Below are 14,823 nucleotides of genomic sequence, written 5' to 3'. Positions count from 1 at the left end.
ATCTCATATATGAATGCATTAATTTCTTGTATTACTATATTTTGAATGCAATTGTTGGTGTCATAATGCCGCTTGTTCTCGGAGTTCTGCCGTGACCCGCCATCAAGGTCGTCATTTCCTGCACATTCCGGGGCCCAGCCCAGTCCCCGAGCGCGTGCTGCGGGCGATGGACATGCCGGTGATCGACCACCGCAGCGCCGAGTTCGCCGAGCTCGGCAAGGCCGTGCTCTCTGGTTCGCAGAAGATCTTCAAGACCACGGGCCCGGTCATCATCTATCCGTCATCTGGCACGGGCGCCTGGGAGGCTGCGATCGTGAACACGTTGTCGCCAGGCGACAGGGTGCTGATGGTCGAGACCGGCCACTTCGCGACGCTGTGGCGCCAGATGGCGGCGCGTTGGGGCATCGAGGTCGATTTCATTCCCGGCGACTGGCGCCGCGGCGTCGATCCCGCTGCCATCGAGGAGAAGCTGACGGCCGATACCGCGCACCAGTTCAAGGCGGTGATGGTCGTGCACAACGAGACCTCGACCGGCGCGACCAGCCGGATCGGCGAGGTGCGCGCCGCGATGGACCGCGCGGGGCATCCGGCGCTGCTGATGGTCGATACCATCTCCGGCCTCGCCTCGGCCGACTTCCGCTTCGACGAGTGGAAGGTCGACGTGGCCGTGTCGTGCTCGCAGAAGGGCTTCATGTTGCCGCCGGGCCTCGGCTTCAACGCCGTCTCGGACAAGGCGCGCGCCGTCGCCAAGGCGAACAAGATGCCGCGTTCATTCTGGGATTGGGAGGATATGCTGAAGCTGAACGCGAACGGCTTCTTCCCCTATACGCCGGCGACGAACCTGCTTTACGGCCTGCGCGAGGCGATTGCGATGTTGCTCGAGGAAGGGCTCGAACAGGTGTTCGCGCGACACCAGAAGCTCGCGGCGGCGACCCGCGCGGCGGTCGAGCATTGGGGGCTCGACGTGCTGTGCCAGGAGCCGCGGGATTATTCGCCGGTGCTGACCGCCGTGCTGATGCCGCCCGGGCATGACGCCGATCAGTTCCGCCAGGTTGTGTTGGACAATTTCAACATGTCGCTGGGCTCGGGCCTCTCGAAGGTCGCCGGCAAGGTGTTCCGCATCGGCCATCTCGGCGAGTGCAACGAACTCACCCTGATGGCGGCGTTGAGTGGCGTTGAAATGGGCTTGCGCGTCGCCGGCGTGCCGCATCGTGGCGGCGGCGTCGATGCCGCGATGGCGCTGTTGGAGCAGCCGCTGCCCGGCAACGCGCCGCGGCATCTCGCAGTCGTGAAGTAGGGTCGGAGCACGTGCAGCGCCGCGCCAGCCCCGGTCATGCCGCGCTGCACATAAATGGGAGATCTGTGTGTTGCTGAGAGATGCCAGCCCGAAGCCATCGGCGCCTGCGTCTTCTTTATTGACGCCAGCGGTCTGGCGGGAGAAAAGCGCGGCGAGCGCGTGGGATGCCACGTCCGCGCACCAACCAAATGACCGGGGATGGACGCCAATGACTGTGCACACAGGACGGCATTTTCTTCAGATTCCGGGGCCGACCAACGTGCCCGATCGCGTGCTACGCGCGATGGACATGCCGACGCTGGACCATCGCGGTCCGGAGTTCGCCGAGCTCGGCTTCGCCGTGCTCGCCGCCAGCCAGCGCATCTTCCGCACCAAGCAGCCGGTGGTCATCTATCCGTCGTCCGGCACCGGCGCGTGGGAAGCGGCCATCGTCAACACGCTGGCGCCCGGCGACAAGGTGCTGATGGCCGAGACCGGCCAGTTCGCCGTGTTGTGGAAGGCGATCGCCGACAAGTTCAAGCTCGATGTCGATTTCATCGCGGGCGACTGGCGGCATGGCGCCGACATTGCCGCGATCGAGCAGCGCCTCGTCGCGGACAAGGCGCACAAGATCAAGGCCGTCTGCGTCGTGCACAACGAGACCTCGACCGGCTGCCTCACGCCGCCGCTGGACGTGCGCAAGGCGCTCGATCGCGCCGGCCATCCGGCGCTGCTGATGGTCGACACCATCTCAGGTCTCGGCTCGATGGAGTATGAGCACGACGCCTGGGGCATCGACGTCTCCGTCGCCGGCTCGCAGAAGGGCCTGATGCTGCCTCCGGGCCTCGGCTTCAACGCCGTCTCCGAGAAGGCGCTGGCCGTCGCCAAGGCCAACCCCGGCATGCGCTCGTACTGGGACTGGCAGGAGGTCATCAGCTTCAACAAGCTCGGCACCTTCCCCTACACGCCGGCCTGCAATCTGCTGATGGGCCTCAACGAGGCGCTCAAGATGCTGGAGGAGGAGGGCCACGAGAACGTGTTCGCGCGTCACCGCCGCCATAGCCTGGCGACGCGCGCGGCCGTCAAGGCCTGGGGCCTGGACACGCAGTGCCAGGATCCGCAGGCGCATTCGCCGGCGCTGACCGGCGTCGTCATGCCCGAGGGCCATGACGCCGATGCGTTCCGCAAGACCGTGCTCGAGAACTTCGACATGTCGCTCGGTACCGGCCTCAACAAGATCAAGGGCAAGGTGTTCCGCATCGGCCACATCGGTCACTTCAATGACCTGATGCTGATGGGGACACTGTCCGGCGTCGAGATGGGCCTCGCGCTCGCCAATGTCCCGCATCGCGCCGGTGGCGTGCTCGCGGCGATGGATGTCCTCAAGGCGCGCGAGGCTGCGCCGATTCCGAAGGTGGCCTGATGAGCGCTCCTGCGACCGGATCCGACGATCTCCTCTATGCCGTCGACGACGGCATCGCCAAGATCACCTTCAACCGGCCGCAGGCGCGCAACGCGATGACCTTCGCGATGTACGACCAGATGGCCTCGATCTGCGAGGCCATCAACGCCGACCGGTCGATCAAGGCGCTGATCCTGACCGGGGCCGGCGACAAGGCCTTCGCCTCCGGCACCGACATCTCGCAGTTCCGCGCCTTCAAGACCGCGCAGGACGCGCTCGACTACGAGGCGCGGATCGATCGCGTGCTCGGCACGCTCGAGCTTTGCCGCGTGCCGGTGATCGCCGCGATCGCGGGCGCCTGCACCGGCGGCGGCGCCGGCATCGCCGCGTGCTGCGATATCCGCATCGGCACCGAGACCACGCGCATGGGCTTTCCGATCGCGCGCACGCTCGGCAACTGCCTGTCGATGTCGAACATCTCCCGCGTGGTATCGCTGATCGGGCCGGCGCGCACCAAGGACCTGATCTTCAAGGCCCGCCTGGTCGAGGCGCCGGAGGCGCTCGCGCTCGGCCTGCTCAACGAGATCGTGCCCGACGTCGAGACCTTGCAGACGCGCGCCCTGGAGACCGCGAAGCTGGTCGCCTCGCATGCGCCGATCACGCTCGAAGTCACCAAGGAGGCGGTGCGCCGCATCCGCCGCACCTTGTCCCGCGATGAGGGCGAGGACCTCATCCTGCGCGCGTATATGAGCGAGGATTTCCGCGAGGGCATGGACGCGTTCCTCAACAAGCGGACACCGAACTGGAAGGGCAAGTAGTCCGATGATGATGCGACCTTATGCCGAGGACATGAGGCTGCATCTCGCTTGTGTTCTTGAAGTGACCACAATAAGCCAGCAGTATCCTGGTAGGGTAAAAGCTGGCGCTTCGAACGGGGATGAAAACACGTGCGTAACCTGATCAAGATCGCGGCCACCACCGTGGCCCTTTTCGCAACCGCGCCGGCCTTCGCCGGATGGGAGCCGACCAAGCCGGTCGAGATCGTCGTCGCTGCCGGCGCCGGCGGTGCATCCGACCAGATGGCGCGCATGATGCAGGCCGCGATCCAGAAGAACAATCTGCTGAAGCAGCCGGTCGTCGTGTCGCTGAAGGGCGGCGCATCGGGCGCCGAGGCGCTGATGTACATGAAGTCCAGCGATGGCGATCCGAACAAGATCCTGATCGCCTATTCGCTGATCTATATGCTGCCGCTGTCCGCCAAGCTGCCGTTCGACTGGAAAGAGCTGTCGCCGGTCGCGGTGATTGCGCTCGATCAGTTCGTGCTGTGGGACAACGTCAACGGCCCGAAGACGGTGAAGGAATTCATCGACGCCGCCAAGGCGTCGAGCTCTCCGTTCAAGATGGGCGGCACCGGCTCCAAGCGCGAGGATCACGTGCTCACGGTGTTCGTCGAGAAGAAGACCGGCGCGAAGTTCTCCTATTTGCCCTACAAATCGGGCGGCGAGGCCGCAACCCAACTCGTCGGCGGCCACACCGAATCCAACGTCAACAACCCCTCGGAAAATCTCGAAGTCTGGCGCGCCGGACAGGTGCGTCCGCTCTGCGTGTTCGACAAGGAGCGCATCTCCTACACCACCAAAGTGACCGAGACGCAGTCCTGGAACGACATCCCGACCTGCAAGGAGCAGGGGCTCGACGTTCAGTATCTGATGCTGCGCGGCATGTTCCTGCCGGGCAAGGTCACGCAGGAGCAGCAGGAGTTCTACGTCGACCTGTTCAGCAAGCTGGTGCAGACGCCGGAATACAAGGACTACATGGAGAAGCAGGCGCTCAAGCCGATCTTCCTCACCGGCAAGGACATGCTGCAGTTCCTCGAAGAGGACGGCTCTCTCAACAAGCAGCTGATGACGGAAGCCGGCTTCGTCGCCAAGTAGGCGGCGAGGCGAGGGGAATAGGGAAGTTTGATGTCCAACGCTGAGCTCGAGATTGCCGTCGACGATCCGACCGCGCCGGAGGAAAATTCTCCGGCCGTGACCTCCAACCGGACCGTCGATGTCGCGGTATCGCTCCTCTTGCTCGCGCTGGCCGTCGTGCTCGCCTGGGACAATTGGCGGACCGGCGCGTCCTGGGACTCCACCGGTCCGGAGCCCGGCTACTTCCCGTTCTATCTCTCGGTCATTCTCGGCGGCGCCAGCCTGTACGGCATCGGCGCGGCGTTCCTGTCGCGCAAGGAGGCGGTCGAAACCTTCGTGACGCGGGCGCAGCTGCGCCGCGTCATGGCGGTGTTCGTGCCGACCCTGCTGTTCTGCATCGCCATGCAGTTCCTCGGCATCTACGTCGCGAGCTTCCTCCTGATCGCCGGCTTCATGCGCATCGTCGGCAAGATCGCGATCTGGAAGTCGCTGCTCACGGCGTTCCTGTTCAGCGCCGTGATGTTCGTGACTTTCGATATCGTGTTCGACGTGCTCATGCCCAAGGGACCGCTCGAAGCGGCGTTCGGCTATTAACTTTTATCTCTCCCGTCATTGCGAGGAGCGAAAGCGACGAAGCAATCCAGGTGCTGCGCTCTCGACTCTGGATTGCTTCCGCCTACGCCCGGTGGGCTTCGGCGGACACGTCGCTGCTGGCAATGACGACGAACTAGCTGGAATGGAATCATGGAAGCCTTGGGTCTGCTGCTGCACGGGTTCGCGGTCCTCCTGACCTGGAAGACGCTGCTCTTGATGATGGTCGGGCTGGTGCTCGGCGTCTTCGTCGGCGTGTTGCCGGGGCTCGGCGGCCCCAACGGCGTCGCCATCCTGCTGCCGCTGACCTTCTCGATGGACCCGACCTCGGCCATCGTGATGCTGTCCTGCATCTATTGGGGCGCGCTGTTCGGCGGCGCCATCACCTCGATCCTTTTCAACATCCCCGGCGAGGCCTGGTCGGTCGCGACCACCTTCGACGGCTATCCGATGGCGCAGCAGGGCAAGGCCGCGGAGGCGCTGACGGCGGCGTTCACCTCGTCCTTCATCGGATCGCTGGTCGCGGTGCTCTTGATCACCTTCCTGGCGCCATGGATCTCGTCCTTCGCGCTGAAGTTCGGCCCGCCCGAGTTCTTCGCCGTCTATCTGCTCACCTTCTGCTCGTTCGTCGGCCTGGGGCGCGAGGACAAGCACAAGACCGTCATCGCGATGTCGCTCGGCCTGCTGCTCGCCGGCGTCGGCATGGACACGGTGTCGGGCCAGCTGCGCATGACCTTCGGCTCGACTGATCTCTTGCGCGGCATCAACTTCCTGGTCGCCGTGATCGGCTTGTTCGGCATCAGCGAGATCCTGCTGACGATGGAGGAGCGCCTGGCGCTGCGCGGCCACGCCGCGTCGATCTCGCTGCGCACGGTGCTCGCGGTGTGGATGGACCTACCGAAATACTGGATGACGCTGCTGCGCTCGTCGGTGATCGGCTGCTGGCTCGGCATCACCCCGGGCGGCGCGATCGCCGCCTCCTTCATGGGCTACAACCTCGCCAAGCGCTTCGCCAAGGACCAAGACAGTTTTGGTAAGGGCCGCATCGAGGGCGTGTTCGCGCCCGAGACGGCTGCGCATGCCTCGGGCACCGCGGCGCTGCTGCCGATGCTGGCGCTCGGCATTCCCGGCTCGGGCACCGCGGCGATCCTGCTCGGCGGCCTGATGGTCTGGGGCCTCAATCCCGGACCGCTCTTGTTCGTCGAGCACAAGGATTTCGTCTGGGGCCTGATCGCCTCGATGTATCTCGGCAACGTCGTCGGCCTCGTGCTGGTGCTTTCCACCGTGCCGATCTTCGCGTCGATCCTGCGCGTGCCGTTCGCGGCTGTCGCGCCGATGATCGTGGTGTCCTGCGCCATCGGCGCCTATGCGATCCAGAACGCGATGTTTGACGTCTGGCTGATGCTCGGCTTCGGCGTCGTCGGCTACGTCTTCAAGAAGATCAAGATTCCGCTGGCGCCGTTCACGCTTGCGCTGGTGCTCGGCAGCCGCGCCGAGGACGCGTTCCGGCAGTCGATGATCATCTCCGGCGGCAACATGAAGGTGTTCTGGGCGAACGGCCTGGTCGGGACCATCACGACGCTGGCCATCGTGCTCTTGTTCTGGCCGCTGATCGACCGGCTGGTGGCGAGCTTCGGCAAAGCGAGCCCGCCGCCAGCGAAGGCGGAGGCGTAGAGCGCCTTCTTCGAAATACTTGTCATTCCCTGGCAAGGCCGCAGGCCTCGCACCCGGAATTTCTAGCTTGCAGGTCGAACGAGTGTGGCGCGGATGCCACGTTTCCAGACTACGATGAGCCGCGACGGACCGTTGTTCGATTCGCTCCGGCGCTTCTCCAGAGGTTGTGTCTTTGCGATGACAGTATTTTAGGCAGAGCGGTGGTAGGCTTCATTCGTGGGCAGACGTTGTGCTGCCCACGCGCGGTGCTCGATCTGTGGTCATCGCGTCCTGATGTTTCCTCCCGAGACGATCTCTTGCCCGGCGCTTGCGTCGGGCATTTTTTTGCCGCGAGGATCGGCTGCTGATCCCTGCGGCCTGCAGCTTTGAGGGGAAAAAGCAAAAGCCTCCGTTCGGGCTGATCGAACGAAGGCTTCGTGTCGAAGATCATCAGGACGCGCGTGGGATCGCGTCAGCTCCGTCTCAGTTGACGGTCTCCTCGACCGGCATGTGATACCAGTCAGACTCATTGTCGAGCATCGTCTCGTCAAACGGAAGAGCGCTCCCGTAGCTGAGGGCAGCAGCGTTGACGTCGCGAACCATGTCCATCGCCGTCAGAAACTCGTTCAACTCGGATGCGCTCATGACCCGCTACTCCTCACGCCCGCGGGCCCCTCAGGTCCGCGTCAACTCATGAGAAGAGATTAGCGCGGTCTTGCTCTGGCCTCAATCCGGCCAAGGTGGAAGTTCCAAAGTGGTGACATCTGGGCCACAGCGGTGGAATGCCACGGGTCCGTCATATTGCACATGCTCACACGACCCGATGCAGCCGGAGATCGGCGATCTCGCCGTCGGTAAAGCCAAATTCCAAGAGGATCTCCTCGGTCTGCTCGCCGAACTCCGGCGGCCGCGCCGCCATCCGGCTCGGCGTGCGCGACAACGTGAACGGCTGCGCCACAAGCGTGATGTCGCGGCCGTCGTCGCTCGGCACCGGCTGCGCCATGCCAAGATGCTTCACCTGGGGATCCTCGAACATCTGATCGATCGCATAGATCGGCCCGCAAGGCACGCCGGCGGCATTGAGCTCGGCGACCCATTGCTCGCTGGTCTTGGCGAGCGTACGGGCGTTGATCTCGGCGTTGAGCGCGTCGCGGTTCTTGGAGCGCGCCGGCGCGGTCGCGTAGTCCGGATGGTCGATCCATTCGGGTGCGCCGAGCGTCTGGCACAGGCGCTCCCAGATGCGGCCGCCGGTGGCGGCAATGTTGATGTAGCCATCGGAGGTCTTGAAGACGCCGGTGGGGATGCTGGTCGGATGATTGTTGCCGGCCTGGGGCGCGACGTCCTTTTCCATCAGCCAGCGCGCGGCCTGGAAGTCGAGCATGAAGATCTGCGCCTGCAACAGCGAGGTCTGGACCCACTGGCCTTCGCCGGAGACCTCGCGTTCGAGCAGCGCGGTGAGAATGCCCATCGCGCAGGACAGGCCCGCCGAAAGATCGGCGATCGGGATGCCGGCGCGCATCGGGCCCTCGCCGGGGGCGCCGGTGATCGACATCAGCCCGCCCATGCCTTGCGCGATCTGATCGAAGCCGGGCCGCTTGGAATAGGGGCCATCCTGGCCGAACCCGGAGATGCTGCCATAGACGATGCGCGGATTGACCTTGCGCACCGCCTCGTAGTCGATGCCGAGCTTGGTCTTCACGTCCGGGCGATAGTTCTCGATCACGACGTCGGCCTGCTTCGCCAGCCGCATGAACACGTCGACGCCCCTGGGATCCTTCAGGTTGAGCGTCATCGCACGCTTGTTGCGATGCAGGTTCTGAAAGTCGGAACCGCGCCGCGGACCGCCGAGCGCCTCGCCGCCGTCCTCCATCATCGCGTCGATCTTGATGACGTTGGCGCCCCAATCGGCGAACTGCCGCGCGCAGGTCGGGCCGGCGCGCACCCGCGTCAGATCGAGCACGGTGAAGCGGGACAGGGCTTTGGACGCGCGCGGGAAGGCCATGCGGACGAACTCCAAGAGAACGTGACATGGCTGTATAGGAGAGCGCGCGGGAGGCGACAATTGCGCAACGGCGATGCGCGCTGCACGGCTCATGCCACCGCCGCAGGGCTTCGGTTGGATGCAGGAACCAGCCTCAGCGTTCGTCCGCGATGACCTTACCGTCGTTGGGGAGCGTTCCCGGCGCGACCAGCGCGACACTGCCGCCGAGCTTGGTGACGCTGCGAAGACTGGCGTTCAGCGCCTCGGAGAGACTGTCGGAGGGCGCAGCGGATTCGGCCTTCAACGTCATCGCATCGGTCTCGCCGGCGCGGGTGACGACCAGGCGGAGGCGGCCGAGCTCGGGATGGCGCTTGCCGATCTCGGCGACCTGCTCGGGTCGCACGAACATGCCCTTGATCTTGGTGGTCTGGTCGGCACGGCCCATCCAGCCCTTGATGCGCATGTTGGTGCGGCCGCAGGCGCTGATTCCGGGCAGGGCGGCGGTGAGGTCGCCGAGCGCAAGGCGGATCCAGGGATGATGCGGATCCAGCGAGGTGACGACGATTTCGCCGACATCGCCTTCGGCGACGGGATCGCCGGTGCCGGGGCGGACGATCTCGAGGATCAGGTCCTCGTTCACGACCATGCCCTCACGCGCTGATGTCTCGTAAGCGATGATGCCGAGATCGGCGGTGCCGAACGCCTGGTAGGCGTCGATGCCGCGCGCCTTGATCTCGGCCTGCAATGACGGCGGGAAGGCTGCGCCCGACACCAGCGCGCGCTTGAGCGAGGTGACGTCGCGGCCGGCGCTGGCGGCGCCGTCGAGCAGGATCTTGAGGAAGTCGGGCGTGCCGCTGTAGCCGATCGGGCGATAGGCCTCGATCAGCTCGAACTGTGCTTCGGTATTGCCCGGGCCCGCGGGGATGACGGCGCAACCCAGCGCGCGCGCCGAGGCGTCGAAGATGAATCCGCCGGGCGTGAGGTGATAGCTGAAGGTGTTGAGCACGACGTCGCCGCAGCGGAAGCCCGAGGCGAACAGCGCCCGCGCGCCGTGCCAGGGATCGCTATGCGCGGCCTCCGGCTCGAAGATCGGGCCGGGCGAGGTGAACAGCCGCGAGAACGCGCCAGGCGCCTGCGCGACGAATCCGCCGAACGGGGGCGCGGCCTTGTGCAGGGCAGGGAGCTCGGACTTGCGCAGCACCGGTAGTTGGGCGAGCGCGGCGCGGGTGGTGATGTCGCCGGGGTTGATGCCCTGCAGCAGCGCCGCATAGGCCGGTGCCTTCATCGCCGCACGCAGCACGTCGGGCAGGCGGCCGAACAGATCCTGCCCGCGCTCGGTAGGGTCACGTGTCTCGAGGGCGTCGTAGTGGGTATTCATGCCCGGTCCTTCGGTCTTGTGCCATCATGCCCGGGCAATAGCGCGAAGCGCGTCTTCGCATTTTCGCCCCGGGCATCCACGTCGTTCGTCGTTGCGGCTCGCGCGTGGATGGCCGGGTCAAGCTCGGCCATGACGAGGAGAGAGTTACGCTAAAGCCACCGCTTGCGCCGCTTGAAGCTCTTCAGGTTCTTGAAGCTCTTGCGCTGGTCGCCGGCGCCGCCGAGGTAGAATTCCTTGACGTCCTCATTGTCGCGCAACGCATCCGCAGTGCCGTCGAGCACCACCTTGCCCTGCTCCATGATGTAGCCGTGGCTCGCGACCGACAGCGCCGCGCGTGCGTTCTGCTCGACCAGCAGGATGGTGACGCCGAGATCCCGGTTGATCTCCTTGATGATCGCGAACACCTCCTTCACCAGCAGCGGCGACAGGCCCATCGAGGGTTCGTCCATCAGGATCATCTTCGGCCGCGCCATCAGCGCGCGGCCGATCGCCAGCATCTGCTGCTCTCCGCCCGAGAGGTAGCCGGCGAGGCCGGTGCGCTCCTTCAGCCGCGGGAAATAGTTGTACACCATCTCGATGTCGCTGTTCACTTCGCGGTCCGAGCGCGTGAACGCGCCGAGCTTGAGGTTCTCCAGCGACGTCATGTCGGCGACGATGCGCCGGCCCTCCATGACCTGGAAGATGCCGCGGCGGACGATCTTCTCCGGGTCGATGCCGTCGATACGCGCGCCGTCGAACATGATCTCGCCGCGCGTGACCTCGCCGTCCTCGGTCTTGAGCAGACCGGAGATCGCCTTCAGCGTCGTCGACTTGCCCGCTCCATTGGCGCCGAGCAGCGCGACGATGGCGCCCTTGGGCACGTCGAGGCTGAGCCCGCGCAGAACGAGAATGACGTCGTCATAGACGACCTCGATATTGCGCACGGAGAGCAGCGGGGCGGCTGTCGTTGCGCTTGCGCTCGTTCGCGGAGTGTCGAGTGTCTCGGTCATTGTGATTGTCCACCGCTGTCGTCCCCCGCGCCGGCGGGGAACCCAGTATTCCAGAGACGTCGTTGCTTCACCGAGAAGCCACGGCGTACTGGATCCCCGCCTTCGCGGGGATGACGATTGTGTGTGGAGTTGCTGCCGAAACTCACTCGGCAGCAACTCGGCAGCTTACCAACCCGCCCATTCCGCCTTGCGCGGCAGCTCGATGGTCTTCACCTTCTCGAGCTTGATCACGCCCTTGGCCATGAGGTCGTTCAGGTCGCCATCGGTCGGGCCGGTCACGCGCGCGCGATAGAGGTCGACCTTCATCGTCCCGCGGTGGTCCTTCTCGGTCCAGGTCGAGGGGCTGCAGACGCCTTCCATGCCGGCCGGCACCCAGTCCTTCTTCTGGTGGAAGCCCTTGGCGACGTTTTCGCCGGTGGCGCCGCCGTTCTTGGCCGCCCAATCCAGCGCTTCCTTCATGTAGAGCGAGGAGCAGATCGCCGCGACGTAGTGCACCGGGCGATACACCTTGCCGGTCGGGTCGGACATCTTGGAGATTTCCTGCACCGTCTTCATGCCCGGCGCGTCGCCGCCCCAGCCGACCGCCGTGCGCAGCGGGAAGATCACGCCGTCGGCGGCATCGCCTGCGGTCTTGGCGGCGTTCTCATCCATGCCCCAGACGTTGGACAGGAACTGGATGTCGACGCCGGCATTCTTGCAGGCCTTCATCACCGAGATGTTGGAGGCCGCGGTGTTGCCGAGATAGGCGTAGTTGGCGCCGGAGCTCTTCAGGCTCAGGCACTGCGCGCTGTAGTCGCCGGGCGCGAGCGCGAACACCAGCGGCGGCAGCACCTCGAAGCCGAGCTCGGTGGCGAGCGCCTCGCCGGCCGCCTTCGGCGCGTTGGGGTAGGGGTGATTGGCGCCCATGTGGACGAATTTCGGCTTGCCCGGCTTGCCCTTGGCCTTCCAGTCCTCGGCCGCCCAGGTCAGCTCGGCGCGCAGCGCGTCCGAGTAGCTCGGGCCGTAGAAGAAGTTGTAGGGCGCGGGCTTGGCCTTGCCGCTGGTACCCTCGGGATCGGTGAGCGCGGCGGCATAGGAGCCGGACATGTCCGGGATCTTGTCATTGGCGAGGAAGCCGGTCAGCGCCTCGGTGTCGGCGGTGCCCCAGCCCATGATCGCGGCGACCTTGTTGTCCGGCGCCGACCACTTCTTGTACAGCGCGATCGCCTTCGGCACCTGGTAGCCATAGTCGTTGCTGTCGACCGCAAGCTGCTTGCCGCCGATGCCGCCGTTCTTGTTGACCCAGGCGAAGGTGTCGACCACGCCCTGGCCATAGGGCGTGCCGACGTCCGAGGTGCCGCCGGAGAGATCCTGCAGATGGCCGATCGCGATCTGCTGCGCGTTCGCGGATGACGCGAAGGTGCCGGCGAGCAGCGCCAGTGCCGCCGAGCCGAGCCATGATTTGATCGTCATAGTGCTTCCTCCTGTGGTGCGTTCCGGGCCGGATTGTCGCCGGTCCCTGTTGGTTGGAATCAATGCGAGAACGGGTAGAGCTTCCAGTATGTCTTGATCTGCCGCCAGCGATGCGCCAGCCCGTCCGGCTCGAACATCAGGAAGGCGATGATGATCAGGCCGATCGCGATCTCGCGCAGGAAGGTGATGTTGTTGTTGAGCGCGAGCGCCTTGTCGATCGCGCCGCCCTTGAGGTAGTGGCTCAGCAATTCCATCGATTCCGGCAGCAGCACGACGAAGGCGGTTCCCATCAGGGTGCCCATGATCGAGCCGGTGCCGCCGATGATGATCATCGCCAGGAACAGGATCGAGCGCTCGATGCCGAATCCTTCTTGTGAGACCACCAGCTGGTAATGCGCGTAGAGCGCGCCGGCGATCCCTGCGAAGAAGGCGGCCAGCCCGAACGACAGCGTGCGGTACTTGGTCAGGTTGATGCCCATGATCTCGGCCGAGAGATAATGATCGCGGATCGCGATCAGCGCGCGGCCGTCGCGGGTGCGCATCAGATTGGTGACCAGGATGTAGCAGACCAGCACATAAGCGAGGACGACGTAGAAATATTGCCGGTCGCCGCGCAGCGTGTAGCCGAAGATCGAGAACGGATTGGCCGAGGCGGGCACCGAACCGCCGGAGAACCATTCGGCGCGGGAGAAGAAGTCGAGCAGGATGTATTGCGCGGCCAGCGTCGCGATGACGAGATAGAGCCCCTTCAATCGCGCCGCCGGTAGACCGAACACGAGCCCGACCAGCGCGGTGATGACGCCGGCGAGCGGGATCGCGAAGAACACCGGGATCGCATAGGTGTTGTTGATGTAGGCCGAGGTGAAGGCACCGAGCAGGAAGAAGCCGGCCTGGCCGATCGAGATCTGGCCGGTGAAGCCGACCAGGATGTTCAGGCCGAGGGCAGCGATCGAGAAGATGCCGATCTGGATCGCGATCGACAGCCAAAACTCCGAGAACACTTGCGGCGCGAAGCACAGCAGGATCACGCCGGCGATCGCGAAGTTGCGGCTCGTCTTTGTGGGGAAGATCGTGGTGTCGGCCGCGTAGGAGGTGCGGAAGTCACCGGCGGGAATGGTGGAGCGTGCAACCATGATGGGCTTCTATCTCGCCTCAGGCTTGAGTTGCGTCATGGGCTCGCCCTTCTCTTTTGTTCGAGCATGATCGTTACCGAAAACCGGTGCCCACTTTTCGGCGATCATGCTCATATCCGCTCGATGTCTCTGGTGCCGAACAGGCCGTAGGGCTTGATCATCAGGATGATGATCAGAACGTAGAACGGCGCGATCTCGTAGAGATTGCCCCAGTGCAGGTACTGGCTGTCGACATATTGGGCGATGTTCTCCAGGAGGCCGATGATGATGCCGCCGAGCACGGCGCCGCCGACGGAGTCGAGACCGCCGAGGATCGCCGCGGGAAACACCTTGATGCCGTAGGCCGACAGTCCCGAGGACACGCCGTTGACCACGGCGACGACGACGCCGGCGACGGCCGAGACGGTCGCCGAGATCGCCCAGGCCATCGCGAACACGCTCTTCACGGAGATGCCGAGCGACTGCGCGACCTGCTGATTGAAGGCGGTGGCGCGCATGGCGAGGCCATATTTTGAGGCTTTGAAGAACCAGGCCATGCCGAGCATCATCAGCACGGAGACGACGAGGCTCATCACATAGACGGTCTGGATCTGCAGCCCGAAGATGTCGACCGCTTTGCTGGAAAACACCGGCGGGAACGGCTGCGGGTTGACGCCGTAGATCCATTTCAGCGCGGCCTGGAACACGGTCGACAGGCCGATCGTCACCATGATGACGGAGATGATGGGCTCGCCGATCATCGGCCGGAGGATGACGACCTGGATCGCGATGCCGAAGGCGAACATGAAGATCAGCGACAGCGGCATGCCGGCCCAGAACGGCACCTGGAATTTGGTGAGCAGCGTCCAGCACACCCAGGCGCCGATCAAGAGCAGCTCGCCTTGCGCGAAATTGACGACCTGCGTGGCCTTGTAGATCAGCACGAACGACATCGCGACCACGCCATAGAGCGTGCCGACCACGAGGCCGTTGACGAGGAGCTGGATGAGGAAGGCGGTGTTCATGATCGGTCTCACTCGTCATCGCCGGGCTTGACCCGGCGATCCCTGGCGAGA

13 protein-coding genes are annotated in these 14,823 nt (G+C 64.7%); 6 read left to right on the top strand and 7 right to left on the bottom strand.

Going from position 1 to position 14,823, the window contains the following annotated elements:
• Nucleotides 1-91: 91 nt before the first annotated feature.
• From BRADO_RS24520 to BRADO_RS24495, 6 genes are all read left to right on the top strand, one after another.
• Nucleotides 92-1,297 carry an alanine--glyoxylate aminotransferase family protein gene (locus BRADO_RS24520; protein ID WP_012028894.1) on the top strand — a complete coding sequence of 402 codons (1,206 nt, stop codon included), beginning with the start codon at nt 92-94 and terminating at the stop codon, nt 1,295-1,297.
• Between the two features lie 208 nt (nt 1,298-1,505).
• Entirely contained in the window at nt 1,506-2,699 is a 1,194-nt protein-coding gene (locus BRADO_RS24515; RefSeq protein WP_041756909.1) for an alanine--glyoxylate aminotransferase family protein, read from the top strand.
• The gene (locus BRADO_RS24510; protein WP_012028892.1) at nt 2,699-3,496 is read left to right on the top strand and encodes an enoyl-CoA hydratase/isomerase family protein; all 798 of its coding nucleotides are present in this window, start codon (nt 2,699-2,701) and stop codon (nt 3,494-3,496) included. Before BRADO_RS24515 ends, BRADO_RS24510 begins: the two co-directional genes overlap by 1 nt.
• A 129-nt stretch (nt 3,497-3,625) precedes the next feature.
• Nucleotides 3,626-4,612, top strand: a complete 987-nt coding sequence (locus BRADO_RS24505; protein WP_012028891.1) for a tripartite tricarboxylate transporter substrate binding protein — start codon at nt 3,626-3,628, stop codon at nt 4,610-4,612.
• Nucleotides 4,613-4,642: 30 nt separating this feature from the next.
• Nucleotides 4,643-5,185, top strand: coding sequence for a tripartite tricarboxylate transporter TctB family protein (locus tag BRADO_RS24500; protein ID WP_012028890.1), 543 nt, complete (start codon nt 4,643-4,645; stop codon nt 5,183-5,185).
• Nucleotides 5,186-5,335: 150 nt separating this feature from the next.
• Nucleotides 5,336-6,856: a tripartite tricarboxylate transporter permease gene (locus BRADO_RS24495; RefSeq protein WP_012028889.1), complete on the top strand. Its 1,521-nt coding sequence runs from the start codon at nt 5,336-5,338 to the stop codon at nt 6,854-6,856.
• Between the two features lie 462 nt (nt 6,857-7,318).
• Here BRADO_RS24495 and BRADO_RS35500 read toward each other — a convergent pair whose 3' ends face one another.
• The 7 genes from BRADO_RS35500 to BRADO_RS24465 form a co-directional block, all read right to left on the bottom strand.
• A complete protein-coding gene (locus BRADO_RS35500; RefSeq protein WP_012028888.1) occupies nt 7,319-7,480 on the bottom strand; it encodes a hypothetical protein in 162 nt (53 codons plus the stop codon).
• Between the two features lie 166 nt (nt 7,481-7,646).
• On the bottom strand, nt 7,647-8,837 hold the full coding sequence (locus tag BRADO_RS24490) for a CaiB/BaiF CoA-transferase family protein (RefSeq protein ID WP_012028887.1): 1,191 nt from the start codon (nt 8,835-8,837) through the stop codon (nt 7,647-7,649).
• A 133-nt stretch (nt 8,838-8,970) separates the two neighbouring features.
• Nucleotides 8,971-10,194 carry a phenylacetate--CoA ligase family protein gene (locus BRADO_RS24485; protein ID WP_012028886.1) on the bottom strand — a complete coding sequence of 408 codons (1,224 nt, stop codon included), beginning with the start codon at nt 10,192-10,194 and terminating at the stop codon, nt 8,971-8,973.
• Between the two features lie 149 nt (nt 10,195-10,343).
• Nucleotides 10,344-11,183, bottom strand: coding sequence for an ABC transporter ATP-binding protein (locus tag BRADO_RS24480; protein WP_012028885.1), 840 nt, complete (start codon nt 11,181-11,183; stop codon nt 10,344-10,346).
• 165 nt (nt 11,184-11,348) lie between these two features.
• A complete protein-coding gene (locus BRADO_RS24475; protein WP_012028884.1) occupies nt 11,349-12,635 on the bottom strand; it encodes an ABC transporter substrate-binding protein in 1,287 nt (428 codons plus the stop codon).
• Between the two features lie 59 nt (nt 12,636-12,694).
• Nucleotides 12,695-13,768 (bottom strand): branched-chain amino acid ABC transporter permease, encoded by a 1,074-nt coding sequence (locus BRADO_RS24470; protein WP_012028883.1) that lies wholly within the window; start codon nt 13,766-13,768, stop codon nt 12,695-12,697.
• Between the two features lie 110 nt (nt 13,769-13,878).
• Complete coding sequence (locus BRADO_RS24465; RefSeq protein ID WP_009031500.1) at nt 13,879-14,772, bottom strand: branched-chain amino acid ABC transporter permease; 894 nt, start codon at nt 14,770-14,772, stop codon at nt 13,879-13,881.
• Nucleotides 14,773-14,823 lie beyond the last annotated feature (51 nt).

The sequence above is a fragment of the Bradyrhizobium sp. ORS 278 genome, assembly GCF_000026145.1.
GTDB lineage: Bacteria > Pseudomonadota > Alphaproteobacteria > Rhizobiales > Xanthobacteraceae > Bradyrhizobium.
This window is presented reverse-complemented; position numbering and strand designations above follow the sequence as displayed.

Excerpts from the sequence above, each read along its gene's own strand:
- BRADO_RS24470 (WP_012028883.1), bottom strand. The coding sequence starts at position 13,768 with ATGGTTGCACGCTCCACCATTCCCGCCGGTGACTTCCGCACCTCCTAC.
- BRADO_RS24510 (WP_012028892.1), top strand. The coding sequence starts at position 2,699 with ATGAGCGCTCCTGCGACCGGATCCGACGATCTCCTCTATGCCGTCGAC.
- BRADO_RS24465 (WP_009031500.1), bottom strand. The coding sequence starts at position 14,772 with ATGAACACCGCCTTCCTCATCCAGCTCCTCGTCAACGGCCTCGTGGTC.
- BRADO_RS24475 (WP_012028884.1), bottom strand. The coding sequence starts at position 12,635 with ATGACGATCAAATCATGGCTCGGCTCGGCGGCACTGGCGCTGCTCGCC.
- BRADO_RS24480 (WP_012028885.1), bottom strand. The coding sequence starts at position 11,183 with ATGACCGAGACACTCGACACTCCGCGAACGAGCGCAAGCGCAACGACA.
- BRADO_RS24490 (WP_012028887.1), bottom strand. The coding sequence starts at position 8,837 with ATGGCCTTCCCGCGCGCGTCCAAAGCCCTGTCCCGCTTCACCGTGCTC.
- BRADO_RS24500 (WP_012028890.1), top strand. The coding sequence starts at position 4,643 with ATGTCCAACGCTGAGCTCGAGATTGCCGTCGACGATCCGACCGCGCCG.
- BRADO_RS24495 (WP_012028889.1), top strand. The coding sequence starts at position 5,336 with ATGGAAGCCTTGGGTCTGCTGCTGCACGGGTTCGCGGTCCTCCTGACC.
- BRADO_RS35500 (WP_012028888.1), bottom strand. The coding sequence starts at position 7,480 with ATGAGCGCATCCGAGTTGAACGAGTTTCTGACGGCGATGGACATGGTT.
- BRADO_RS24515 (WP_041756909.1), top strand. The coding sequence starts at position 1,506 with ATGACTGTGCACACAGGACGGCATTTTCTTCAGATTCCGGGGCCGACC.
- BRADO_RS24485 (WP_012028886.1), bottom strand. The coding sequence starts at position 10,194 with ATGAATACCCACTACGACGCCCTCGAGACACGTGACCCTACCGAGCGC.